Source organism: Streptomyces sp. LE64 (genome assembly GCF_052606915.1).
The window spans coordinates 4,619,142-4,642,043 of sequence record NZ_CP199708.1 but is presented as its reverse complement, the minus strand read 5'-3'; the positions used below and the strand labels follow the sequence as shown (position 1 = coordinate 4,642,043).

The window sequence follows — 22,902 nt, the reverse complement described above, 5'->3', positions numbered from 1 at the left end:
AAATGCACCATTCCGTGGCAGTCTCATGGTATGACGCCGATGACCGAGGTGGAGGGGCGGCGCCTCGCGCTCAGCAACCTCGACAAGGTGCTGTACCCGGCGGGCGGATTCACCAAGGGGCAGCTCCTGCACTACTACGCGATCACCGCGGAACCGGTGCTGGCCCAGCTCAGGGACCGTCCGGTGTCGTTCCTGCGGTACCCGGACGGGGCGACGGGGCAGCGGTTCTTCACCAAGAACGTGCCGCCGGGCACCCCGGCCTGGGTGCGCACCGCCGAGGTCCCCCATTCGAGCGGCGGCCAGCGACAGGTGGTGGTCCAGGACCTTCCGTCGCTGATGTGGGCGGCCAACCTGGTGACGGAGTTCCACACCCCGCAGTGGCGGGACGGGGCGTACGCGCGGGCCGACCGGCTGGTCCTCGATCTCGACCCGGGGCCGCCGGCGACCGTCGTGGAGTGCTGCGAGGTCGCCCTGTGGCTGCGGGAACGGCTCGCCGCGGACCGGCTCGACGCGTACGTGAAGACCTCGGGGGCCAAGGGCCTGCACCTCCTCGTCGGACTGGAGCCGACGCCGTCCGCCGAGGTCAGCGCGTACGCCAAGCGGTTGGCCGTGGCCGCCGAACGGGAGCTGCCCGGGCTGGTCACGCACCGGATGGCCCGGAGCCTTCGTCCCGGCAAGGTCTTCGTCGACTTCAGTCAGAACGCCGCCGCGAAGACCACCGCGGCCCCGTACACGCTGCGCGCCGGACCGGAACCCACCGTGTCGGCGCCGCTGACCTGGGCGGAGGCGGAGGCGTGCCGGGACCCCGGGGAACTGGTGGTGCGGGCCGAGGACCTCGCGGGGCGGTTGGCGCACCACGGGGACCTGCTGGCGCCGTTGTACGACCCGGGGCGGGCGGCGCGGTTGCCCCCCTAAGGGGCGGTGCCGGTGCTCAGAGCCGGCGCCAGGTGCCCCGGTCGCGCGCCGTTGCGTACAGGGTCTCCACCTCGGCCGGTTTCAGTACCCCGCCCGTGCGCCCCAGCGCGGCCAGTTCGGTTGCCGCGAGGACGCGGAGGTCCCGCGGGGCCGCGCCGGTGGTGAGGGCGCCGGCGCCGACCACCACCAGCACCGGGGCGACGGGTGCGGTCAACGCGTGGGAGGCGCGTTCGGCGAGGGAGCGGGCGGTCCGCAGCAGCGGAACGGGCGCGGACCGCCCGACCGTCACCTGCGGGTCGGCGATCCGGACCCGGCGCCCCCGTCCGGCGACGACCGAGACCGCGAAGCTTCCGGCCGGCCCGATCGTCAGGTGCGCCAGCCGGGCCGTGCCCGGCAGCGGGACGGAGTGCAGGACGCGCCACCCGCCGGGTTCCAGTGCCTCCAGCGCGGCGCCGGTGGCCTCTTCGGCGGCGAGCGCCTCCGGCCGGTCGTCCCGGCCCCGGAAGCGGTGCCGGGAGGCGGGGACCCGCTCCAGGTCGATCCGCAGGGCCTCGCCGGGGCGGTTGGGGGCGAGGTCGTCGTCGGGGTGCAGGGCCAGCCGGGCGAGGTCCGCGGCGCCCGGCACCACGGGCGGACCGACGGTGACCCGGCCGCTCAGGTACGGGGCGAGGGCGGCCAGCACGGCGTCCGCGTCCCCGGTGCTGAGCACGGTCACCCGGGCCTGCTCGTGGTCGTACCAGGCGAGGGTGCGCCCCGAGCGGAGGGTGACGTGGAGGAGGTCCCGGCCGTGCTCACGAACCGGCACGACCCGCAGGTCGCTCATGGCACCACCCCCGCTGCCCATGGGACCAGGCGGGGTCCGCGGGCCGCAAGGCGACCCGCTCGGCGGGGTGGGGAACCGGCCAGGCCCGAGGGTCCGGTCCGCCCGTGCGGGTGGCGGCGCCCCCGGGCACGTGGACGGACCGGGTGGTCTTCGCTTAGGGGGTTGCCGGCCCGTTCCCGTACCGTGGCGGGCTGAACGATCCTCGTCCCGCCCGCCCGTGCAGGAGTGCCTCGTGTCCCACCGCAGACCCCGCCGACCTCGTGCGGTCCGTCTCGGCGGGGTCCTGGTCCTGTCCGCACTGCTGCTGGGCGGCTGCGGCGACCCCGGCGAGTTGGAGAGCGCCGGGGCCACGCCGACCGCCGTGGCTCCGGCCCGGCTGTGGCCGGATCTCCCCCCGGCCTCCGCCCCCGCGTTCGACTACGGCGAGGCCGCCACCGAAGCCGTCTCGGGGCTCGTCGCGCCCGGCGGGGACCTGCGCCGCCTCGATCCGCTGACCGTGCTGAGGGCCCAGGCGGCCGAGCACCCGGACACCTTCGCCGGCCCGACGGGTCTGGACGAGAAGACCGTCGAACGGATCGAACGCTGCGACCGCAAGAGCGTCGGCACCCCCGCCTGCCCGGTCCTCGCCCCGCAGCACCGGGACCTGACCGGCGACGAACGGGCCGAGCTGATCGTGGGCATCCGCCTGCCGGACGGACAGTTGGCGGTGCGGGTGTTCAGCGAGGCCGCGGGGGGGCTGACCCAGGTCATGGAGACCTCCGACGCGGTGACCGGGGTGCAGGTCGCCGGCCGGGACCTGGTGATCCGGGCCGTCTCCGGCATCCCCGGCTACGAGTACCGGACCGTGTGGTCCTGGGACCGCCACCAGCAGGCGATGCTGCCGACGAAGGACGAGTTCCTCCGGGTCGACGGCACCGGCCGGTCCCCCGGCTCCCGGCCCCGGCCCGGCGCCTCGTCCTCGGGGCTCGCCCCGTGACCGCGGCGCCCGGCGGCGCCCGCCGGCGGGGCGCGCTGCGACGGCTGCCCTCGTGGACGGCGTCGCTGCCGTGGAAGGCTGCGGTGTTCATCACCGTGATGTGCTGTGCGCTGGCCGCGCTGCTGGGCGTGCTGGTGCACGCGTCGGTGACCCACCAGACGGTGGACCAGGCCCGGGAGCGCGCGCTGATCCGGCTGGCGGACGCGACCCGGGCCTTCGAGGGCGGCGAACTGCTGGGCCACGGCGCAGCGCTGGACCCCCCGGAGCTGCCGGGCTCGCTGCGCCGGCTGGCCCTGGCCGGCGAGCGCGGCACCATGGTCGGCGACCGTTCGCCGCGCCCCACCATGTGGGCGGCCGGCCCGGCGGACGGCGACCGGGTGATCGCGGTGGCCGTCGACTACTCGCAGGGGGTGCGCACCATCGCCGGGCTCGACCGGGCCATCCTCGGCTCCTCGGCGCTGGCGATCGGGGCGACCCTGCTGGTCGGGGCGTTCGCGGTGACCCGGGTGACCCGGCGGCTGCACGCGACGGCCCGGGTGGCGCGCCGGATCACCGCCGGCGACCTCGACGCCCGGGTCGACGACCCGCGGACCGGGGACCCGGCGCGGGCCCAGGACGAGGTGGCCGCGGTCGCCGCCGCGCTGGACTCCATGGCGGCCTCGCTCCAGAGCAGGCTGGAGAGCGAGCGGCGGTTCACCGCCGACGTGGCGCACGAGTTGCGCACCCCGCTCACCGGGCTGCACGCGGCGGCGGAACTGCTGCCGCCCGGGCGCCCCACCGAACTGGTGCGCAACCGGGTGGCCGCGCTGCGGACGCTCACCGAGGACCTGTTGGAGATCTCCCGCCTGGACGCCGGCGGCGAGCGCCCCGACCTGGCCGAACACCGGTTGGGCCCGCTGGCCGAACGGGTCGCCCGGAGCGCCGGGGCCGAGGTGGAGGTGCGGGTGGTGCGGGACTCCTGCGTGGAGACCGACCGTCGCCGACTGGAGCGGGTGCTGGGCAATCTGGTGGCCAACGCGCTCACCCACGGCCGGACCCCGGTGACGGTCAGCGTCGACGGCCCGGAGGTCACCGTCCGGGACCACGGCGACGGGTTCCCCCCCTACCTGGTGCAGCACGGGCCCCAGCGCTTCCGCACCGAGGGCGGCACCAAGGGCCACGGCCTGGGCCTGACGATCGCCCTCGGTCAGGCCACCGCGCTGGGCGCCCGGTTGACGTTCGCCAACCTCGACGGGCCGGCCCCGGCCGAGCGGGGCGCGGTGGCGCGGCTGACCCTGCCGGCGCCCCGGACCGACTGACCCCCGCGCCCACCCGATGGCGGAACGCAGCGCGCGGCCCGCACCCCGTCTTCCTAGGGTGAAACCGACCGCCGCCCCCCACTCCGGGAGTTCCCGTGAAGCTGCGCTCCGCCGCCATAGCCACCGCCGCGACCGCACTGGCCCTCGCCGTGTCGGCCCCCGTGGCAGCCGCCGCCCCGACCGCCCCCACCGGTGACGACGGCCGGCACCACTACTACCAGGGCCGGGTCGTCGCCCACGGCGGGCTGCTGCTGCGCGACTCCCCCACCCGCGGCAGCCGCGTCCTGCGCAAGGAGCCGTACGGGGCGGTCGTCCACATCTACTGCAAGACCCGCGGGGAGCACGTCGAGGGCAACAGCCTCTGGTACCTGCTGACCGACGGCACCTGGGCCTGGGGCGCGGCCCACTACATCGACAACATCGGCCCCGCGCCGCACTTCTGCTGACGCCCCGCCGACCGTCCCGCAAGTGCCGACATAACGGGACATCAACCGTACGGCTTGCTACGTTCGCCGCATGACCGGAACGACCGCCGAGGCCCCGCCGACCGTTGCGGCCCCCGCAGTCGTCCGTCCGCGGGGGCGCGGCACCGAACTCGCCCTGCTGGTCCCGGCGGTCCTGCTGCCGGTCCTCGGCCACTGTGCCGCCGGGCTCGGCCGGACCGGCACCGTCCCCGCGGGCGTCCTCGGCCACGGCGTCGGGCTCGGCGCCCTCGCCCTGCTGGCGCACCTGGCGGTCCGGTGGCGCGCCCGCCACGCCGATCCGCTGCTGTTGCCGATCGCGGTCCTCCTCAACGGCATCGGGCTGGTCCTCATCCACCGCCTGGACCTGGAGACCCCCGGCGACCGCGCGGCCCCCGCCCAGCTCGTCTGGTCGGCCCTGGGCGTCACCCTGTTCACGGTGGTCGTCCTCGCCCTGCGCGACCACCGGGTGCTCCAGCGCTACGCGTACCTCAGCATGGCCGCGGCGCTCCTCCTCATGATCGTCCCGATCTTCTTCCCCGCCGTGAACGGCGCCCGCATCTGGATCCGGGTCGGCCAACTCTCCTTCCAGCCCGGCGAGTTCGCCAAGGTGTTGCTGGCACTGTTCTTCGCCGGCTACCTCGCCGCCCACCGACACGCCCTCGCGTACACCGGACGGCGGGCGTGGCGGCTGCCGCTCCCCACCGGGCGGGTGCTGGGGCCCATCGTCACCGTCTGGGCGCTGAGCGTGCTCGTCCTGGTCCTCGAACGGGACCTGGGCACCTCCCTGCTGTTCTTCTTCCTCTTCGTCACCCTGCTGTACGTGGCGACCGGCCGCACCGGCTGGATCGCGGTGGGCCTGCTGCTCGCCGCGGCCGGCGCGGTGGCGGTGGGCTGGCTGGAACCGCACGTGCACACCCGCGTCCAGGACTGGCTGCACCCCTTCGCCTCCATCGAGGCCGGCGAAGGGCCGGGTCAACTCGCCCAGTCGCTCTTCGCGTTCGCCGCCGGCGGGTTCACCGGCACCGGGCTCGGCCTCGGCGACTCCGTCCTCATCGGCTTCGCCGCCAAGTCGGACTTCATCCTGGCGACCGCCGGCGAGGAGCTGGGGTTCGCGGGACTGTCCGCGCTGATCCTGCTGTACGCCCTGGTGGTGGAGCGCGGCTTCCGCACCGGCCTCGCCCTGCGGGACCCCTTCGGGCTGCTGCTCGCGGTGGGGCTCTCCACCATCCTCGCCCTCCAGTCCTTCGTGATCGCCGGCGGCGTCACCGGGCTGATCCCGCTCACCGGCATGGTGATGCCCTTCCTCGCCCAGGGCGGTTCCTCCGTGGTCACCAACTGGATCATCGTGGCCCTGCTGATCCGGCTGAGCGACTCCGCCCGCCGCCCGGTCCCCGCGGAGCCGACGCCGTGACCGCGCCGGGCCGCCCCCCGCGCACCCTGCGGCGCTGCGCCCGGCACGCCGGCGTGGTGTGCCTGCTGCTGCTCGCCGCGCTGCTGGTCAACGCGGTCCGGGTGCAGCTCGTCGAGGCCGGCGCGCTGGACGACGACCCGGCCAACCGTCGCGGCGCCATCGAGCGCTACGCCCAGCCGCGCGGCGCGATCCTGGTGGACGGCGAACCGGTCACCGGCTCGAAGGACACCCACGAGCACCTGCGCCACGAACGCACCTACCGCAACGGCCCGCTCTACGCCCCGGTGACCGGCTTCTCCTCCCAGACGTACGGGACGACCTTCCTGGAGCACGCGGAGGACCGCACCCTCGCCGGCACCGATCCGCTGCTCGCCCCGCTGCCCTTCTGGCCGGAGCTGACCCGCTCGCGCAGCCCCGGCGGACGGGTCGTCACCACCGTGGACGGCGCGGCGCAGCGGGCCGCGTACGGGGCGCTGGCCGGCCGCAAGGGCGCGGTGGCCGCGGTGGAACCGGACAGCGGCCGGGTGCTGGCGCTGGTCTCCTCGCCCTCCTACGACCCGGGAGTGCTGTCCGGCAACGGTCCGGCGGTCGACCGGGCCTGGCGCGAACTGAACGCCGACCCGGACCAGCCGATGCTCAACCGGGCGGTCCGGCAGACCTATCCGCCGGGCTCCACCTTCAAGGTGGTCACCGCCGCGGCGGCGCTGGAGTCGGGGGTGGTCCGGGACCTGGACGAGCCGACCTCGGTCCCCGACCCGTACCGGCTGCCGGGCACCACGAAGGAGCTGACCAACGCGGTGGACGGCTGCGCGGGCGCCTCCCTGCGCTACGCGTTCACCTGGTCGTGCAACACGGTCCTGGCGGGGCTCGGGGCCCGGGTGGGACTGGCCGGGATGGTCGGCGCGGCCCGGGACTTCGGCTTCAACGAGCCGGCGGTGCGCCTCCCGTTCGCGGTGGCGCCCAGCACCTTCGACCGGCACATGGACACCGCCCAGTTGGCGCTCTCCTCGGTGGGCCAGTTCGACACCCGGGCGACCCCGCTCCAGATGGCGGTGGTCGCGGCGGCGGTGGCGAACGGCGGCACGGCCCGCACCCCGTACCTGGTGGAGCGCACCACCACCGCGGACGGCAGCACCGTCCGCACGGCCCCGCCCCGCCCGGCCCGGCAGGCGATGGACCCGCGCACCGCCGCACAGCTGCGGGAGCTGATGGAGGGGGTGGTCACCGGGGGCACCGGAACGCGGGCCGCGATCCCGGGCGCGACGGTCGGCGGCAAGACGGGCACCGCACAGCACGGGGTGGGCAACGCGGGCGTGCCCTACGCCTGGTTCGTCTCCTGGGCGCAGGGCGACGACAGCCCGCGACCGGCGGTGGCGGTCGCGGTGGTGGTGGAGGACGCCTCGGCGGTCCGCGGGGAGATCAGCGGCGGCGGCGACGCGGCCCCGATCGCCCGGGCCGTGATGGCGGCGGCCCTGGCGTCCGAGGTCAGGCGGTCCCGGGACGGCGGGGGTGGAGCGCGGTGAGGTCGACGTGCACCGGGAACGGCACCGGGAGGTCGAGCTTGTCGTGGTGGATGCCGGTGGAGGCGTAGGGGCTGGTCGCCGGGTCAGGGCGCGGTGGGCACGCCGACCCACTCCGGGAGCGCCTCGCGCCGTTTGCGCCATGCCTCGGAGACGCTGACGGTGCCGGTGCGGGCGCCCACGACGCCCGCGGTGATCGCACAGGTGGTGTCGGAGTCGCCGAGGCCCTCGGCGGTGGCCCACAGGGCTGCGACCAGGTCGTCGGGGTGGCGGGCGGCGGCCCACACGGCGAACGGCACCGTGTCGTCGGCGCGGACCAGGACCCCGCTGCCGAGTTCCTCGGCGGCCCGCCGGGGTTCGGTGGCGAACGGCAGGCGGTCGGCGGCGAGCAGCCCGTCGCGGACCGCGCCGGGCGGGGTGCGCTCGGCGACCGCGGCGACGGTCAGTCGGGCCCGGGAGGCGAGGGCGGCGGCCACCGCGACGGCGACGGCGCCCGCGACGCCCTCGGGGTGGGCGTGGGTGACCAGGGCCGACCGCTCGGCCTCGACGACGACGCGGTCGAGGTCGTCGCCGAACCAGGCACCGAGCGGTGCCACCCGCATCGCCGCCCCGTTGCCGAGGCTGCCCCGGCCGTCGAAGAGGGCGGCGGCCGCTTCGCGCCAGGTCCCGGGGTGCTCGACGTAGCGGGGCAGCAGTTCCCTCATCCCGGCGCCGTAGCCGCGGTCGGGATCGGCCGCGTAGGCGCTGCCGAAGGCGGTGGCCAGGGCCACCGGGTCGATCGCGTCGTGCGCGTCGAGGACCCGCAGCACCGCCAGGGCCATGGCGGTGTCGTCGGTCCAGGGCCATTCCTTCTCGCGCGGCATCCGACGGCCGCGGATCTCCTCGACGGCCTGCGGGCGCTCGCGGAGCAGCGGGGACCACCGCTCGCCGAAGGCGTCGCCGAGGGCGAGTGCGTCGATGCTGTCGCGGGCGGCTGCGCGGCGGTCCGCGGAGGCGGCGGCTTCGTTCATGCGCGTCATGGTGCCAGTTGATCACCCCCGGGTTCCCGGCCTTTGCCCGGCTTTCCGCAAGCCTTGCCGTCACCTGGTCAGCGGTTTTCCGTTTCTTGCCCTTCTTCATCGGAAATGTGCAACTCAAGTGGTCAAACAGTCACAAGAGGTGATCGGGAACGGGCGGTCGCCCGGGACGGACCGGGCGGATGCGACACTGCGTGACGTGCGCAGCGAAGACACCCCGTTCGTCGGCGGCCCCCTCGACGGCCGGGTGCTCCCGGTCCTGGTGGGCCCGACCGGCCACCCCCCGAAGGTCTACCAGGTGCCCGTGCCGGGCGCGGACGGCGAGCCGCCGACGGTCCTCGTCTACCGGCGGGTCGCCGTGCAGGGGGGCCGGCGCCTGGTCCTGCACCGGGGGTGGAAGTACGAGTACGACCCCGACGGCGGCCCGGTCGGCCCGCGGTGGCCCTGGAGCAAGCCGGCCGTCCGGCGCCGGGGGCCGGGTACCGACTCCGGGTGACCGCACTGCTCCTTTCCGCCCAGTCCGGCGCGCGGGGGGCGAGGGACGCCCGCAGGCTCCCCCTGCGGGGCGCACGGGGCGCCCCCGGGCCGGAGGTGACGCGATGTCAGGAAGGCGTGCGGTGCGGGCGGTCAGGGCGGCGGTGGCGACGGTCGCCGCCTGGACGCTGACCGCGTCCCTCGGCCCGGTCACCGCCGCCGCGGTGCCGGAGCCGCCCGAGCGGCCGGTCTCCGTGCTCCTGGCCGACCTGCAACGGCTCTTCCGGGAGGCGGACGACGCCGCCGACCGGTTGCGGGCCACCGCGGCGGAGCTGGCACGGCACCAGCAGGAGGTCGGCACCCTCCAGGCCCGCCTCGCCGAGGCCCGCGGCGAGCTGCACCGGAGCCGGACCGTCGCCGGATCGCTGGCCAGGGACCAGTACCGGGGCGGCGACCCGTTCGCCCCCTACCTCCGGCTGCTGACGGCCCGTGACCCCGATCGGCTGCTCACCGAGGGGCAGCTGAGGGACCGGGCGGCCCGGTACTGGGTGGCGGCCATCGCCCGGCTCACCGCCGACGAACGGTCCGCCGCGGTGCTGGCCGGCCGGGCCCGGGCCGCGCTGGACGCACAGCAGACGGTGGCCGACCGGCACGCCCGGGAACGGGACGCGGTCGGCGAACGGCTGGACGAGGTCGAGGAGTTGCTGGCCTCGCTCACCCCGGAGCAACTCGCGGCGCTCGGCCGGCTGGAGGCGACCGCCGCCACCGGCTCCGCTCCCACCCAGGCTCCGCCCGCGGGCGGAGCACCCGGAGCGCCCGCCGCGGAGCGCACGCCCTCGGCGGGCGGGGCGGTGGCCCTGCGGTACGCGGTGGCGCAGATCGGCAAGCCGTACGCCTGGGGCGCCGAGGGGCCCGCCTCCTTCGACTGCTCGGGGCTGACCTCCCGGGCCTGGGAGGCGGCGGGCAGCACGCTGCCGCGCACCAGTCAGGAGCAGTGGGACCGGCTGTCGCGGGTGCCGCTGGACGGGCTGCGCCCCGGTGACCTCGTCGTGTACTTCCCCGGGGCCACCCATGTGGGGCTGTACCTGGGCGGGGGGCTGGTGGTGCACGCCCCCCGGCCGGGCGCGAAGGTGAAGGTCTCGCCGCTGACGGCCAACCCGGTGCTGGGCGCGGTCCGGCCCGACCCCGGGGCCGCACCGCTGGCCGCCTACCTGCCGCCGCCGTTGCCGGCGGGGGCCCGGGACGGCTCCGACGCGGGTTACGGGGCTTCCGGCCCGGCCCCCGCGACCAGCTGAACCGGTTCCAGGAAGCGGCTGCGCAGCGCCGCGCGGTGCTCCTCGGTCACCCCGAGCCGCTGCTCCGCGTACCCCCGCGCCGACCCGTACCGCCGGGTGAGTCCGGCGAGGAAGCGGGCCATGACCTCGCCGGGCGCCCGGCCGTAGCCGGGCCAGCGGGGTTCGCGCCCGGGGTGCTCGGCGCGCCAGTCGTCGAGGAGGCGCCCGGTGGCGAGCCCGGTGCGGGCGAAGTCGTCGACGATCCGGTCCTCGGGGACGTCGAGCAGGGCGAGGACCAGCGCGGTGACGAGTCCGGTGCGGTCCTTGCCCGCGGCGCAGTGGACGACGAACGGGCCCTCGCCGGTGCGCAGGGTCGTCAGCAGGGTGCGCAGTTCCCCGACCCCGTCCTCGGCGACCTCCAGGAACCGTTCGGCGAGGTAGGGGCCGATCTCGACCTCCGGGCCCTGGGCCTCCTGGTCGTAGGGGCGGTGCTCGACGCTCAGGTTGAGGTAGGTCAGGGACGGGTGCGCGGGCACCCGTCCCCGGGCCTCGACCTCCCAGGGGTACCGCAGGTCGATGACCGTGCGCACGCCCAGGGAGAGGAACCGCTGCCAGTCGCCGTCCGGGTCCGCCGACCCCGGGGGGTCGGCGGACAGCTTGCCCAGCGAGTCGGACCGCCACAGCGTCCGCAGCCGCACGGTGCGGCCGTCGGAGGTGCGGTGGCCGCCGGCGTCGCGGAAGTTGTGCAGGCGTCGGAAGGGAACGTGTCTGCTCACGCCCCGACCCTAACGAGGACGTCGGCGACCCGGCACCGGCCGGACGGCGGGGTCAGCCGGCCACCTGGGCGAGGTAGGCGTCCGCCCTGTCCGGCTCGAAGAAGAAGTCGTCGAAGTCGGCCGGGTCGTTGAACCCGTTGGCGATCCGGTCCGCCACCGGCTGGAGCTGGCCGCCCGCGCCGATCAGGCCCAGCACGTGGTCCGGCGGCGGCGCGAGCATCGCGTTGGTCCACCGGGTGACGTGGTGCGCGGTCTGCCAGTAGCGGTCGAAGGCGGACTGCATCCACGCCTCGTCGAACTCGGCGTCCCCGTGCTCGACGATCGACGCCAGGTAGGAGGCGGCGCACTTGGCGGCGGAGTTGGAACCCTGACCGGTGATGGGGTCGTTGGCGACGACCACGTCGGCGACGCCGAGCACCCGGCCGCCGCCCGGCAGCGTGCCGACCGGGCGGCGTACGGTGGGCGCGTACCGGCCGGCGAGGGTGGCGTGGGCGTCCGTCAGTTCCACCTTGGTGGCCCGGGCGTACTCCCAGGGGGTGTAGCGCTCCATCAGTTCCAGGGTGAGCGCCAGGTGTTCGGCGGGGTCCCGGACGCCCCGGAAGACGTCGGCGGGGCCGCCGGGCAGCCCTTCCCAGAAGAGGATGTCGGCCCGCCCGGAGAGGGTGAGCGTGGGCATCACGAACAGTTCGCCGACCCCCGGCACCAGGTTGCAGCGCACCGCGTCGTAGTCGGGGTGCTCGGGCCGCACCCCGAGGCCGTGCACATAGGCCACGGCCAGGGCCCGCTGGGGCTCGGCGTAGGGGGAGCGCTCCGGGTCCCGTTCGAACATCGACACCAGTTCACCCTTGCCCGCTGACACGAGTACGAGGTCGTAGGTGCGGGCGAAGTAGTCGAGGTCGGAGACGGCGGCGCCGTGGATCACGAGTTGTCCGCCGCGCTGGGCGAAGGTGTCCATCCAGCCGGCCATCTTGATCCGCTGGTCGACGGACTGGGCGTGTCCGTCGAGTCGGCCGACCCAGTCGACGGCGCGGGAGCGGGGGCCGTCCTCGGTGCCGTCCGCGGGGGGACCGGCGACGGAGACGCCGAGGCCCTGGATGCGGGGGGCCTGGGACTCCCAGAAGTTGAGCTGGAGGTCGCGCTCGTGTTGGAGCGCGGTGTGGAACATGCACTGCGTGGACATGACCCGACCGGACCGGATCTCGTCAGCCGTGCGATTGGACATGAGGGTGACTTCGTACCCCCGGGACTGGAGGCCGAGGGCGAGCTGGAGTCCGGACTGGCCGGCTCCGACTATCAGTATTCTCCGCATACGAGCGTTCTCCTGTTGAACCTCTGGACCACGGAACGTCCGGGGACGGAGCGGGGGTTGCCCGCTTCCGGCACCGGCGGCTTTAGGCGGGGCTGTACTCCAGGGCCTGGCGAACCAGGGCCAGCAGCGTTTCGACGACGGATATCCGGCGCCGAGCGTCCATGATCAGGATGGGGACGTGCGCGGGGACGGTGAGCGCGTCGCGCACGTCCTCCTCGTCGAAGCGTTCGCTGCCGTCGAAGTGGTTGACCGCGACCACGTAGGGCAGTCCGCAGCTCTCGAAGTAGTCGAGCGCGGGGAAGCAGTCGGCTATCCGGCGGGTGTCCGCGAGGACGACCGCGCCGATCGCGCCGCGCACCAGGTCGTCCCACATGAACCAGAACCGCTGTTGCCCGGGCGTGCCGAACAGGTACAGGACGAGGTCGTCGTCGAGGGTGATGCGGCCGTAGTCCATGGCGACCGTGGTGGTGGTCTTCTGCGGGGTCGCCGACAGGTCGTCGGTCTCGGCGCTGGCCTCGGTCATCAACGCCTCCGTCTGGAGGGGTTCGATCTCCGAGACGGCCTTGACCAGGGTGGTCTTGCCGACCCCGAAGCCGCCCGCGATGACGATCTTCGTGGCGACCGGGGCCCGGGTGCGGTCCGTCTGCCACGCCTTGAGGGGCTCGTCGTCGACCTCGGCGGACGGCAACGGTTCAGAGGCGACGGAGTCCACTCAACACCCTTTCCAGCAGTGCGCGGTCCGGCTGTCCCGGGCCGTGACCGGTTCCATATACACGGATCTTGCCCTGATCCGCCAGGTCGCTCAGCAGCACCCTCACCACGCCGAGCGGCATCTTCAGCAGTGCGGCGATCTCGGCGACCGTCCGCATCCGTCGGCAGAGTTCGACGATGGCCCGCATCTCGGGCATCACCCGGGTCTCCAGCGAGCCGTTGGGCAGCTCCCGCCGTTCCTCGGGCGCCTCCAGCGCGGCGACGAACGTCTCCACCAGCAGCACGTGCCCGAACCGGGTGCGCCCCCCGGTCAGGGAGTACGGCCGCACCCGCGCCGGACGCTTGTCGGCGCCCCGCACCGGCAGCTTGCCGGTGGGCCCGGCACCCGGGCCGGCCGGGTCCGCCGGGTGGGAGGACACGGAGGGAGGGGGACCGGCAGCGGTCACTGGGCGCTCCCGGCGGTGTGGGAGCCGAAGTCCTGCGGGCCCCGCGGGCGGGGCACCTCGGCGCACTCCTCGACCGCGGGCCGCGCCTCCATCGACTGCCGCAGTTCGCTGCGGAGTTCGGGGGTGAGCACATGGCCGGCACGGCCCACGAAGAGGGCCATGTGGTAGGCCACGATGCTCATGTCGCAGTCGGCGGTGGCGTGCACCCCGAGCAGCGAGCCGTCGCTGATGGACATCACCATCAGGCTGCCCCCGCTCATGGCGATGACGGTCTGCTTCACCCCGCCGCCGTCCATCAGCTTGGCGGCGCCGAGCGTGAGGCTGCCGAGCCCGGACACGATGGTGGCGAGGTCGGCCGAGGAGCCCCGGGGCCCCTGGGGTCGGTCGGCTCCGGCCCGCCCGGCGTCCTCGGCGTGCCGGGGGTCGGAGGAGAGCAACAGCAGACCGTCCGACGAGACGACCGCCACCGACAGCAGACCGGGCACCTCCTCGACCAGGTTCTCCAGCAGCCAGTGCAGGTTGCGGGCCTCGGGGCTCAGCCCGTGCCCCCGGGCCGTTCCGTCCCCCGCGGCGCCGCCGCCGGGGCGTGTGCGGCCCGGCGGGGCGGTGCGGGGCGAAGTGGTGGTGGTACCGGACGATGTGCTGGGCGCAGTCAACTGCTTCCCTCCTCGACTGTGTCCCCCTGTGTTCCTCCGCCGCCTCCGGACGGTCCCGCCGGTGCCCCGCCGATCTCGGCGGCGACGTCCCGGCGACCGGCTGCGGCCCCCTGGTGAAAGCCCCCGAGCTTGCGCCGCAGGGCGTCGGCGTCGACGCCCCCTCCTCTGGGCTGGGCCACGGTCACGGGCTCACTGATCCTAGGTGTCCGCTTGGGCAGCCCTTTGTCGGTCAGGCGTGTCCTCGCGGGCGCGTCCCCCTGAACGGCGGACGCGGTGGTCCCGTCGGCCGGGCGCACGGGGTGCGCGGCAGGCGGTTCTGACGGTGTGTGCGCCGGCGCGGTTCGTGCATCGCGCGCCGGCGTGGACGGCGAATCGGGCGCCGTCGTCACACCGGGGGCTTCGTCCCGGGCCCGTGTGTGGTGTCCCGGGCCCCGACCGGCGCGCCCCACCGGGTCGCCTCCCAAGCCGTGCGCCCCGGGAGGCTGCGGAACCGGAGGGAGCGTCAGCTCCATCGTCGTCTCGGCGAGTGTCTCGACGGGCCGGTCGCCGGTCCCGGGGGGAGCCTCGGGATGCGTCGACGGTCCGTCCATCGCCCGCTCCGCCGCCGCACCGGCTCGGCGCACGGCCTCCTCGGCCGCGGTGATCAGCGGATCCGGGGCGCCCTGGTCCGCCCGGCTCCCCAGCACGTTGGCGTTGGCCTCGGCCTCCGAGCCGGGCAGCCGCAGCGTCGTCCCGGCCCCGGTGGTCCGCGGCACCGGCGGCGGGAGTGCCGTCGCCGCGGCGGGCTCGGCGGCCAGCATCCCCTTGGGCAGCACCACGACGGCGGTGACCCCGCCCTGCTTCTGCTCGCGCAGCTGGACCCGCACCCCGTGGCGGTGGGCGAGCCGGGCCACGACGTACAGCCCGAGGCCGAGGCCCTCCTCCGCCTCGGGCCCGGTGATCCGGTCCCGGGCGTCGGCCTCGGAGAGGCGGACGTTCAGCTCCCGCAGCCGTTCGGCGGCCATGCCGATGCCCTCGTCCTGGACGGAGAGCATTACCTCGCCGTTCTCCAGCAGCCAGCCGGAGACCTCGACGGAGGTCTCCGGCGGGGAGAAGGAGGTCGCGTTCTCCATCAGCTCGGCGAGCAGGTGGCTGAGGTCGTCGGCGGCGAACCCGGCGATGTGCGCGTGCGGGGGCAGCGAGGTGATGCGGACCCGTTCGTACCGCTCGATCTCGCTGACCGCGGCCCGCGCCACGTCCACCAGCGGCACCGGCCCCGGGTGCTGGTGACCGTGGTCGGCACCGGCGAGCACCAGCAGGTTCTCGCTGTGCCGGCGCATCACGGTGGCGAAGTGGTCCAGGCGGAAGAGGGTGGCGAGCCGGTCCGGGTCCTGCTCGCGCTCCTCCAGACCCTCGATGACCGCGAGCTGGCGCTCGACCAGGCCGAGGGTGCGCAGCGCGAGGTTCACGAAGGTGCCCTGGATGCTGTGCCGGACCCGTTCGAGCTGGCCGGCGGCCTCGGCCAGTTCGGTGCGCAGCCGTGCGGTGCGGTCGGCCATCGTGGTGCGCTCGCCGATGAGGTGCTTGCGGTCGTCCTCCAGGGTCACCAGCCGCTCGTGCAGGGCGAGGGCGTGCGCGTGCAGGGCGTTGACCGAGCGCACCACCTGGGCGAACTCGTCGTTGCGCCCGGTGAAGGCGACGGGTTCCTCGGCGGCCGGGTCGGCGGCCAGCCGGGCGGAGCCCAGGCGCAGCACCGCGAGCGGCCGGGTCAGCGACCGGGCCGTGCCCATCGAGACGCCCACCGCGACCAGCAACAGCGCCCCGAGCAGGGCCACCCGGATCTCCAGGTCGGTGACGGCGTCGTCGCGCAGCCGTTCCAGGCGGGCGAGGCGGGCCTCTGCAAGGGAGGCTTCGGCGCTCCGCATCAGGTCGACGCGCGAGGCGAGGGCGGCGGCCACCTCGGCGGGATCGAGCGCGGCGTCCGCGGCGCTGAACGCGGCCTCGTCGGTGAGCCGGCCCAGGTGGCGCTCGGCGGAGGTCACCTCGGCGCCGTTGACGGTGGCGTCGTAGGAGGCGAGGTCCGCGGTCGGTGCGACCTCGCGGAAGTCGGCGAGCGCGGCGCGGGAGCGGTGGTGGGCGAGCTGACCCGCGGTGCTGAGTTCGAGTCGCTTGGCGGCGTCCGCGCCCGTGTCCTCGATGACGGTCTCGACGGCCCCGGTGACGGGGTTGATCTGGGTGGTGGTCGAGCGGGGCACCCTCAGGGCCGCGACCAGCAGCCCGCGCGCCGCGGAGGCCTGTTCGACCGCGCGGTCGAGGTCGGTCAGCGCCCGGGCGCCGGGGGCCGCGGACGGCGGGGTGCGCTCGGCGACGTCCTCGGCGAGCCGGTGCAGCTCGGCGATGACCTCCGCGTACGCCTCGTGGGCCTTGAGGGCGCTGCCCTTGCCGGTGAGGGCCGCACGGCGGGCCGCGGCGACCGCGTCCAACTGTTCGCGCAGGGCGGCGGGGGCGTCGGGGCGCAGCTCCTGCACCCGGCGGTCGACCCGGGCGCTGCGCTGCTCGGAGAGTCTCTTGCCCTCGGGGCGGCCCGCGGCGATGAAGGCGACGACCTCGTCGCGCTCCTCGGCGAGCGCATGGGCCAGGGAGCTGCCCCGGCGGGCGTGTTCGGCGTCGGTGACCAGGGACTGCGCCTCGCGCAGCTCGCCCGCGGAGGTGAGCAGCGCGGGCGCGCCGGCGCCCGCGACGACGGCGGCGACGACGGTGACCGAGATCAGGAGTCGGTTGCGGACCCGGGCGCGCCGCTTGCCCGGTGGACCGGGTGGTGAGCCCCCGTCAGGCGGCTCGGGCACCGTCGGGACGCCGCTGCCCGCGGGGGGCGCGGGGTCCGACGTGCCGGAGGGGTCCCGCGGCGGCGCCCCGGGTGGACCGGACGGGGACGGAACCGCGCCCCGCTCCGAGGCCGTCCGCCCGCCTTTGCGCCGAGGCCGCATCTTCTGCACCGGTGCTCGCATTCTGAGTCGACTACCCACTGGTTCCGGCAGGCATGGCTCCGGGTGACGGACCTTCAGCCCACCGGGGTCCGCCGGATTCGGACCCGACCATTCCAGCGCCGGTGAAGAGTGGTTGCGCATCGCCGGACCCGCCACCCGAAGGAGTGAACATCGACCGGGAGTTGAGCGGCAAGTTCCCCTGGCACGGGTCACCCGGGGGATGTGGTGCGCCGGTTGGACGTGATCGGCAGGGTTTGGCAGGATGCCCCACCGCGTTTCGACGGAACAGATCATTTTTCCACAAATCCGGCAGCGCCTCCGGCATCACTACCGGCGCACCGTTGACCCCCGTTCACCCCTGCGTCACCCCGGCCACCGATTCGTGGGCATCGATGGCGGCTCGTGCAGACTGGCCCGATGCGCATCGAATTCGCCACCCTCCCCGGTGACCCCGACCGCCCCAACGAGGACTTCGTCTCTGCGGCTTCACCCGCCTGCGGACAAGGCGGCACGCTGGTCGTCCTCGACGGCGTCACTCCGCCATCCGGTGAGGACGGATGCGTGCACGGCGTCCCCTGGTTCACCGCACGGCTCGGCGGAGCGCTCGGCGAACTGTCCGTTTTGCACCCTGATCTGACGCTGCGGGAGGTCCTTTCGCACGCAATCCGTAGGACTGCGAATGCGCACGGTCAGACTTGTGACCTTTCTCACGTGCGAACACCGCAAGCCACGGTGGTCCTCGCGCGGTGGGACACGGCCCGGATCGAGTACCTGGTGCTGTCCGATTCCGTGCTGCTCGCCGAACGCGTCGACGGGGTCGTCCAGGCCGTGCTGGACGACCGGCTCGACCGCGCGCCGCGGGAGGTGCTGCGCTCCGCCGAGGCCACCGACGCCCTGCTGCGCAACAAGGAGGGCGGCTTCTTCACCGCCGCCGCCGACCCGGAGGTGGCCGCGCGCGCCGTCGCCGGCCAGTGGCCCCGCGCCACGGTGCGCTCGCTCGCGGCGCTGACCGACGGGGCCTCCCGCTGGGTGGAGCGACTGGGGCTCGGGGACTGGACGGAGTGCCTGGACGTGCTCGCCAAGCAGGGCCCCGGGGTGCTGCTGGAACAGGTCCGTGCCGCCGAGACGGCCGGGGGCCGCCCCGCCGCGGGCAAGCAGCACGACGACGCGACCGCCGGGTACGTGGTGCTGTAGGCCGTTCGACGGTCCCGGTCAGGAGGGGGCCGGAAACGGTTCCCGGGTCGGGTCCGGCTCGGTGGGCGCCGCCGACGGGTCCGTCTGGTCCCGCACCGCGATCTCCCACCGCTCGGACGTCGTGGACCGCCCGTCACCGTTCACGTCCGCGACGCCCGGCGCCGGGGCTTCCCCTTCGGGAACGAGCCGGTCGCCGTGGACGGGGATCACCGTGTGGAAGCGGTGGTCCGGGTCGTACTCCGTGGCGAACGGGTACCGCTGCCCGGCCCGCAGCAACCGGTCCCCCTCCGGGAGGTCGACGACCTCCCGGCGGCGCCCCGACCGCCCGCTCTCAGCCCGCGGTCGACTCGTTCAGCCGGTGCAGCAGCCGGGCCAGCTCGGCGACCTCGGCGGGGGACCAGTCGGTCAGCTGGCTGACGTACCGGGCGCGGCGCGCCTCGCGGACCCGGTGCACCCGGGTCCGTCCGGTGTCAGTCAAACGGATCAACGACGCCCGACCGTCGGCGGGGTCCGGTTCCCGGCTCACCAGGCCCAGCGACTCCAGGGCCTTGAGCTGTCGGCTCATGGTCGCCTTGCCGACCCCGACGTACCCCGCGAGGTCGGTCGCCCGCAGCACCCCGCTCTCGTCGAGGCGGACCAGCAGCCCGTACGCGCCCGGCTCCAGCTCCGGGTGCACGGCCCGGGCGATCTCCCCGGAGGCCGCCCGCGCCCGCCGCAGAAACACCGTCAGTTCCCGTTCGAGCGCCGGGAACTCCGCCCGCACCCGCTCCGCGGCGTCCGCGACGCCGGGGGAACCCCCCGCCGTCGCGGCTGCGCCGTCCGCGTCCCCGGGAGGCGCGCCCTTCCGCTTCTCGTCCACACCCGTTCCCATGCCCCGTGTCCCCGTTCCCGGTGTCCGTGCTCGTGCCCGCTCCCGGGCCGCGCCGCGACGCCGCGGCCCCGCCCAGTATTTCGCAGTCCCGCTCCCGGGGTCGCTCCCCCGCCGCGCTCGACGCGCGGACCGGCGGCCGGCGCCGTACTCCTGGAACTCCAGCCCGTTCTCCCCGGTCCGACTGGAGGCCCCGCCGTGCACCGACCCGTTACCCCGTTCCGTCCCCGCTCCGGCTCCCGTTCCCGCGCCCGCCGGTGGGTGCGGCGTCCGCTGCCCGCCCTGCTGCTGACGGTGGGGGTCCTGCTGCCCGCCCCGGCGGCGGGCGCGGCGGACGGACCGCCGGCCGACGAGCCGGGCGCGCCGGCCGCCGCCGGAGAGCCCGTCCCCGCCGCGCCCACGGAACCCGACGGCCCCGCGGAGCACCCGGAGCCCGCGGCGGAGTCCGTCGCACCGGCCGTGCCGCCGCGCGGCTCGGCGTACATGGGGATGGGCGTCCTCGCGCACGACGGCCGGCACGGGACGCCGCCGGAGAGCCGGGTGGTCCAGACGGAGGGGGTGGACGTCAGCAGTCACCAGGGCAACGTGGCCTGGTCGACGCTGTGGGACAGCGGGGTGCGCTGGGCCTACGTCAAGGCGACGGAGGGCACGTACTACAAGAACCCGTACCACCCTCAGCAGTACAACGGCTCGTACGCGGTGGGCATGGTCCGCGGGGCCTACCACTTCGCCACCCCGGACACCACGAACGGCGCAACCCAGGCCGACTACTTCGTGGACAACGGGGGCGGCTGGTCCCGTGACGGACGGACCCTACCGGGCGTCCTCGACATCGAGTGGAACCCGTACGGCGACGCCTGCTACGACAAGACGCCCACCCAGATGGTGACCTGGATCAGGGACTTCACCCAGCGCTACCGCCACCGCACCGGCCGGGACCCGGTCATCTACACCGCGACCAACTGGTGGGTGCAGTGCACCGGCGACTCCGCCGCCTTCGGGGCGGTGAACCCGCTGTGGATCGCCCGGTACGCGGCGGCCATCGGGCCGCTCCCGGCGGGCTGGACCGTGCAGACCATGTGGCAGTACACCTCCACCGGTCCCACGGTCGGCGACCACAACCGGTTCAACGGCGCCCTCGACCGGGTGCAGGCCCTCGCCACGGGCTGACCCCGGACGGCCGAACGGCCCCTTCCCGCGGGGGAAGGGGCCGTTCGGCCGCCTCGGGGGCCGGGCGCGTCGTCACGCCGCGACCGGGACCCCCTCGGCGGCGGTCCGGGTCGCCGGGGTGAGCGCCAGCTCCAGGACCTGACGGACGTCCGTCACCGGGTGGACGTCCAGCTTCTCCAGGACCTCGGCGGGCACGTCGTCGAGGTCGGGTTCGTTCCGCTTCGGGATCACCACGGTGGTGATGCCGGCCCGGTGCGCGGCGAGGAGCTTCTGCTTCACCCCGCCGATCGGCAGCACCCGCCCGGTCAGCGAGACCTCGCCGGTCATCGCCACGTCCGTGCGCACCTGCCGTCCGCTGAGCAGCGAGGCCAGGGCGGTGGTCATGGTGATGCCCGCACTGGGCCCGTCCTTGGGCACCGCGCCCGCCGGGAAGTGGATGTGCACGCCCCGTTCCTTCAGGTCGCCGACCGGGAGTTCCAGTTCGGCGCCCCGCGAGCGCAGGAAGCTCAGCGCGATCTGCGCCGACTCCTTCATCACGTCGCCCAGTTGACCGGTGAGGGTCAGCCCCGCCGCGCCCGTCTCCGGGTCGGCCAGGGACGCCTCCACGTAGAGGACGTCGCCGCCGGCGCCGGTCACGGCCAGGCCGGTGGCCACCCCGGGCACCGCGGTCCGCCGCTCGGCCGGGTCCTGGGCGGACTCGGGCACGTGGTGCGGCCGTCCGAGCAGCCCGCGCAGTTCCCCGTCGGTGACGGTGAACGGCAGCTCCCGCTCGCCGAGCTCGTGCTGGGCGGTCACCTTGCGCAGCAGGCGGGCGATCGCCCGTTCCAGGGTGCGCACGCCCGCTTCGCGGGTGTACTCGCCGGCGAGCTTGCGCAGGGCGCCCTCGTCGACGGTGACCTCCTCGGCGCTCAGGCCCGCCCGCTCCAGCTGGCGCGGCAGCAGGTGGTCCCGGGCGATGACGACCTTCTCGTCCTCGGTGTAACCGTCCAGGCGGACCAGCTCCATCCGGTCCAGCAGCGCCTCCGGGACGGCCTCCAGGACGTTGGCGGTGGCGAGGAACACCACGTCACTCAGGTCCAGCTCGACCTCCAGGTAGTGGTCCCGGAAGGTGTGGTTCTGCGCCGGGTCCAGGACCTCCAGCAGCGCCGCCGCCGGGTCGCCCCGGAAGTCGGAGCCCACCTTGTCGATCTCGTCCAGCAGGACCACCGGGTTCATCGACCCGGCCTCCTTGATCGCCCGGACGATCCGGCCGGGCAGCGCACCGACGTAGGTGCGCCGGTGGCCGCGGATCTCGGCCTCGTCCCGGACGCCGCCGAGGGCGACCCGGACGAACTCGCGGCCCATGGCGTGCGCCACGCTCTCGCCGAGCGAGGTCTTGCCGACGCCGGGCGGGCCGACCAGGGCCAGCACCGCACCGCCGCGCCGACCGCCCACGACCCCGAGGCCCCGGTCCTGGCGCCGCTTGCGCACCGCGAGGTACTCGGTGATGCGTTCCTTCACGTCGGCGAGGCCGGCGTGTTCGGCGTCCAGCACCGCCCGGGCGCCCTCGATGTCGTACCGGTCCTCGCTGCGCTCGTTCCACGGCAGTTCGAGGACGGTGTCCAGCCAGGTGCGGATCCAGCCGCCCTCGGGGGACTGGTCACTGGCCCGCTCCAGCTTGTCGACCTCCTTGAGGGCGGCCTCGCGGACCTTCTCGGGCAGGTCGGCGGCTTCCACCCGGGTCCGGTAGTCGTCGGACTCGGCCTCGCCGTCGGCGTCGCCGTTCAGCTCGCGCAGCTCCTTGCGGACCGCGTCGAGCTGCCGGCGCAGCAGGAACTCGCGCTGCTGCTTGTCGACGCCCTCCTGGACGTCCTTGGCAATGGATTCGGCCACGTCCTGCTCGGCGAGGTGCTCGCGGAGCTGTTCGGCGGCGAGCTTCAGCCGGGCCACCGGGTCGGCGGTCTCCAGCAGCGCCACCTTCTGCTGCACGGTGAGGAACGGGGAGTAGCCGGAGTTGTCGGCGAGCTGGGACACGTCCTCGATCTGCTGGACGCGGTCCACCACCTGCCAGGCGCCGCGCTTGCGCAGCCAGCTGGTGGCCAGCGCCTTGTACGCGGTGATCAGCTCGGTGACGGCGCCGGGCAGCGGCTCGGGCACGGACTCCTCGACGCGGACGCCCTCGACCCACAGGGCGGCGCCCGGTCCGGTAGTGCCGGCGCCGATGCGGAACCGCTCGCGACCGCGGATCAGGGCGCCGGGGTCGCCGTCCGCGAGCCGGCCGACCTGCTCCACGGTGCCGAGGACGCCGGTGCCGGCGTAGGTGCCGTCGATCCGCGGGACCAGCAGGACCCGCGGCTTGCCCGGCGCGGAGCGGGCGGCGGCCTGGGCGGCCTCCACCGCGGCGCGCACGTCGGCGTCGTTCAGGTCCAGCGGCACGACCATGCCGGGCAGCACGACCTCGTCGTCGAGGGGCAGCACGGGCAGCGACAGCGCGGTGCCCTTGGAACCAACAGACTCAGCAGCCATGATCTCCCCTTCGGCATTCAAGTTGAGCTGTGTTGACTCAATGCATGGGGGGTGCCGTTTGTTCCCCGGGCGAACGGCGACGGGTTCGCCGAGAGCGGAACCCGTTCGGCGACATCCGGCCGCGCCCGGC

Annotated in this window: 21 protein-coding genes; 10 read left to right on the top strand and 11 right to left on the bottom strand. The window is 74.9% G+C overall.

Going from position 1 to position 22,902, the window contains the following annotated elements; translation table 11 throughout:
* The first annotated feature begins 30 nt into the window (after window positions 1-30).
* A complete protein-coding gene (gene ligD, locus ACSMX9_RS21020) occupies window positions 31-915 on the top strand; it encodes a non-homologous end-joining DNA ligase (RefSeq protein ID WP_445396000.1) in 885 nt (294 codons plus the stop codon).
* Between the two features lie 16 nt (window positions 916-931).
* Here the strand turns inward: ligD and ACSMX9_RS21015 are convergent, their stop codons facing one another.
* Entirely contained in the window at window positions 932-1,738 is an 807-nt protein-coding gene (locus tag ACSMX9_RS21015; RefSeq protein ID WP_445395998.1) for an NERD domain-containing protein, read from the bottom strand.
* 232 nt (window positions 1,739-1,970) lie between these two features.
* Between ACSMX9_RS21015 and ACSMX9_RS21010 the strand changes: the two genes are divergently transcribed.
* From ACSMX9_RS21010 to ACSMX9_RS20990, 5 genes are all read left to right on the top strand, one after another.
* Complete coding sequence (locus tag ACSMX9_RS21010) at window positions 1,971-2,714, top strand: hypothetical protein (RefSeq protein ID WP_445395996.1); 744 nt, start codon at window positions 1,971-1,973, stop codon at window positions 2,712-2,714.
* On the top strand, window positions 2,711-4,012 hold the full coding sequence (locus tag ACSMX9_RS21005; RefSeq protein WP_445395994.1) for an ATP-binding protein: 1,302 nt from the start codon (window positions 2,711-2,713) through the stop codon (window positions 4,010-4,012). Before ACSMX9_RS21010 ends, ACSMX9_RS21005 begins: the two co-directional genes overlap by 4 nt.
* A gap of 95 nt (window positions 4,013-4,107) precedes the next feature.
* Window positions 4,108-4,458, top strand: a complete 351-nt coding sequence (locus ACSMX9_RS21000) for an SH3 domain-containing protein (RefSeq protein WP_445395992.1) — start codon at window positions 4,108-4,110, stop codon at window positions 4,456-4,458.
* 70 nt (window positions 4,459-4,528) lie between these two features.
* Complete coding sequence (locus ACSMX9_RS20995; protein WP_445395990.1) at window positions 4,529-5,887, top strand: FtsW/RodA/SpoVE family cell cycle protein; 1,359 nt, start codon at window positions 4,529-4,531, stop codon at window positions 5,885-5,887.
* The gene (locus ACSMX9_RS20990) at window positions 5,884-7,410 is read left to right on the top strand and encodes a penicillin-binding transpeptidase domain-containing protein (protein WP_445395988.1); all 1,527 of its coding nucleotides are present in this window, start codon (window positions 5,884-5,886) and stop codon (window positions 7,408-7,410) included. The genes ACSMX9_RS20995 and ACSMX9_RS20990 overlap by 4 nt, the downstream gene beginning before the upstream one ends.
* Window positions 7,411-7,493: 83 nt before the next feature.
* Here the strand turns inward: ACSMX9_RS20990 and ACSMX9_RS20985 are convergent, their stop codons facing one another.
* Window positions 7,494-8,417 carry an ADP-ribosylglycohydrolase family protein gene (locus ACSMX9_RS20985; RefSeq protein ID WP_445395986.1) on the bottom strand — a complete coding sequence of 308 codons (924 nt, stop codon included), beginning with the start codon at window positions 8,415-8,417 and terminating at the stop codon, window positions 7,494-7,496.
* 205 nt (window positions 8,418-8,622) lie between these two features.
* Here ACSMX9_RS20985 and ACSMX9_RS20980 point away from each other — a divergent pair, with 205 nt between their 5' ends.
* Together ACSMX9_RS20980 and ACSMX9_RS20975 are read left to right on the top strand one after the other, a co-directional pair.
* The gene (locus ACSMX9_RS20980) at window positions 8,623-8,919 is read left to right on the top strand and encodes a hypothetical protein (protein ID WP_445395984.1); all 297 of its coding nucleotides are present in this window, start codon (window positions 8,623-8,625) and stop codon (window positions 8,917-8,919) included.
* Window positions 8,920-9,022: 103 nt separating this feature from the next.
* The gene (locus ACSMX9_RS20975; RefSeq protein ID WP_445395982.1) at window positions 9,023-10,192 is read left to right on the top strand and encodes an NlpC/P60 family protein; all 1,170 of its coding nucleotides are present in this window, start codon (window positions 9,023-9,025) and stop codon (window positions 10,190-10,192) included.
* Here the strand turns inward: ACSMX9_RS20975 and ACSMX9_RS20970 are convergent.
* From ACSMX9_RS20970 to ACSMX9_RS20945, 6 genes are all read right to left on the bottom strand, one after another.
* Entirely contained in the window at window positions 10,156-10,947 is a 792-nt protein-coding gene (locus ACSMX9_RS20970; protein WP_445395980.1) for a tyrosine-protein phosphatase, read from the bottom strand. The genes ACSMX9_RS20975 and ACSMX9_RS20970 overlap by 37 nt on opposite strands.
* A gap of 52 nt (window positions 10,948-10,999) precedes the next feature.
* Window positions 11,000-12,256 (bottom strand): styrene monooxygenase/indole monooxygenase family protein, encoded by a 1,257-nt coding sequence (locus tag ACSMX9_RS20965; RefSeq protein WP_445395978.1) that lies wholly within the window; start codon window positions 12,254-12,256, stop codon window positions 11,000-11,002.
* 82 nt (window positions 12,257-12,338) lie between these two features.
* Window positions 12,339-12,968: a GTP-binding protein gene (locus ACSMX9_RS20960; RefSeq protein ID WP_445395976.1), complete on the bottom strand. Its 630-nt coding sequence runs from the start codon at window positions 12,966-12,968 to the stop codon at window positions 12,339-12,341.
* Window positions 12,949-13,386 carry a DUF742 domain-containing protein gene (locus tag ACSMX9_RS20955; protein ID WP_445395974.1) on the bottom strand — a complete coding sequence of 146 codons (438 nt, stop codon included), beginning with the start codon at window positions 13,384-13,386 and terminating at the stop codon, window positions 12,949-12,951. Before ACSMX9_RS20955 ends, ACSMX9_RS20960 begins: the two co-directional genes overlap by 20 nt.
* A 23-nt stretch (window positions 13,387-13,409) precedes the next feature.
* The gene (locus ACSMX9_RS20950) at window positions 13,410-13,952 is read right to left on the bottom strand and encodes a roadblock/LC7 domain-containing protein (protein ID WP_445403052.1); all 543 of its coding nucleotides are present in this window, start codon (window positions 13,950-13,952) and stop codon (window positions 13,410-13,412) included.
* Between the two features lie 113 nt (window positions 13,953-14,065).
* Window positions 14,066-17,056, bottom strand: a complete 2,991-nt coding sequence (locus ACSMX9_RS20945; protein WP_445395972.1) for a nitrate- and nitrite sensing domain-containing protein — start codon at window positions 17,054-17,056, stop codon at window positions 14,066-14,068.
* Window positions 17,057-17,452: 396 nt separating this feature from the next.
* Here ACSMX9_RS20945 and ACSMX9_RS20940 point away from each other — a divergent pair, with 396 nt between their 5' ends.
* Complete coding sequence (locus ACSMX9_RS20940; RefSeq protein ID WP_445395970.1) at window positions 17,453-18,229, top strand: hypothetical protein; 777 nt, start codon at window positions 17,453-17,455, stop codon at window positions 18,227-18,229.
* A gap of 18 nt (window positions 18,230-18,247) precedes the next feature.
* On the opposite strand, the gene ACSMX9_RS20935 is transcribed toward ACSMX9_RS20940, so the two are convergent.
* Window positions 18,248-18,505, bottom strand: a complete 258-nt coding sequence (locus ACSMX9_RS20935) for a hypothetical protein (RefSeq protein ID WP_445395968.1) — start codon at window positions 18,503-18,505, stop codon at window positions 18,248-18,250.
* A gap of 55 nt (window positions 18,506-18,560) precedes the next feature.
* On the bottom strand, window positions 18,561-19,100 hold the full coding sequence (locus ACSMX9_RS20930; RefSeq protein WP_445395966.1) for a MarR family winged helix-turn-helix transcriptional regulator: 540 nt from the start codon (window positions 19,098-19,100) through the stop codon (window positions 18,561-18,563).
* Window positions 19,101-19,295: 195 nt separating this feature from the next.
* Here ACSMX9_RS20930 and ACSMX9_RS20925 point away from each other — a divergent pair, with 195 nt between their 5' ends.
* Entirely contained in the window at window positions 19,296-20,267 is a 972-nt protein-coding gene (locus tag ACSMX9_RS20925) for a lysozyme (protein ID WP_445395964.1), read from the top strand.
* Window positions 20,268-20,339: 72 nt separating this feature from the next.
* Here ACSMX9_RS20925 and lon read toward each other — a convergent pair whose 3' ends face one another.
* A complete protein-coding gene (lon, locus tag ACSMX9_RS20920) occupies window positions 20,340-22,772 on the bottom strand; it encodes an endopeptidase La (protein WP_445395962.1) in 2,433 nt (810 codons plus the stop codon).
* Between the last annotated feature and the right edge of the window lie 130 nt (window positions 22,773-22,902).